Genomic DNA, 1131 nt, shown 5'->3' with positions numbered 1-1131 from the left:
GGCACGGCGGTGCCGCACGCGTTCCAGGTGGTCGTGACCCCGCAGGAGGGCGAGCCGATCGCGCTGGACGGCACCTACCTCCAGCAACCGGTCCTGCCCAAGGGCCTGTTGAAGGCGGCGATCGCGGTGGTGGCGCTGGCCGGGGCGCTCGCGGCGGCCTGGTTCGGGCTGCTGAAGCCGGCCGTGCGCTCGACCGCGAAGAACGCCGTGGCCAGTCCGGTCGCGGCCGCGCAGTCGCAGGCGGCGGAGGCCAAGCAGAAGGCCGCCGACGCCCAGGGCGCCGCCACGGCCGCCCAACAGGCCGCGCAGCAGGCGGCCTCGGGGGCGGGAACGGCCTCGCCGCATCCGGCGGTGACGCCCGGCACCGGGCTGGTGCCCGCGCCGGGGGCGGCGCTGTTCTCCCAGCGGCTCAAGGCCACCGCCCCGGCCGGCTCCACCCACACCGAGACCTACCAGGTGCCGGACGGCAAGACGCTGCGGCTGACCGACCTCGTCCTGGAGAACCCGCAGGGCGACTCCGGGTCGATCACCATCGCCGTCGGCGACGCCCCGCTGCTCGCGCCCGCCCTGGAGAACTTCCGCGAGCAGGACTTCCACTGGGCCTCGCCGATCCTCATCGGTGAGAAGCAGAAACTCACCGTCACCGTCACCTGCCGCCAGGTCGGCCAGCCGGCGAGCGGCCCCGCCCCCTCCACCTGCGCGGCGGCGGCGCTGCTGAGCGGCTCGCTGGAGTAGCGCGAGCGGGAACGGTTGTGGCGGAAGCCCGGACGGCTCCGCGTTGTTGCCACCTGGGAGAACCCGCACCAGCGGAAGGGGCAGCATCGTGGCCGACACAATCCCAGGGCCGGGCCGAGCCACCGAGGACGGTTCGGAGGCCCTGGACTCCTACTCGCGCATCGTGACCACGGTGGCGGCGGCCGTGACCCCCAGGGTCGCCGCCCTCCAGGTGCCCCGGCGCGGCCGGGACGGCTGGTTCTCCACCGCGCTCGGCTCCGCCGTGGTCTTCACGGACGACGGCTTCCTCCTGACCAACGCCCACGTCGTCGGCCACGCCGACGCCGGCACCCTCGCCTTCGGCGACGGCACCACCGCGCCCTTCCACACCATCGGCACCGATCCGCTCTCCGACCT

General features: G+C 74.7%; 1 protein-coding gene and 1 pseudogene. Both read left to right on the top strand.

Going from position 1 to position 1131, the window contains the following annotated elements:
- A pseudogene (locus AB0O00_RS40745) lies at window positions 1-735 on the top strand (hypothetical protein); the annotation flags it as partial.
- A gap of 88 nt (window positions 736-823) precedes the next feature.
- Window positions 824-1131: S1C family serine protease (locus AB0O00_RS40740; RefSeq protein ID WP_363659700.1), on the top strand; the 308-nt coding region annotated here is incomplete at its 3' end.

This window comes from Kitasatospora sp. NPDC093558 (assembly GCF_040683475.1).
Lineage (GTDB): Bacteria > Actinomycetota > Actinomycetes > Streptomycetales > Streptomycetaceae > Kitasatospora.
Note: the sequence above shows the minus strand (reverse complement) of the source record. Positions and strands in the feature narration are given on the sequence as shown.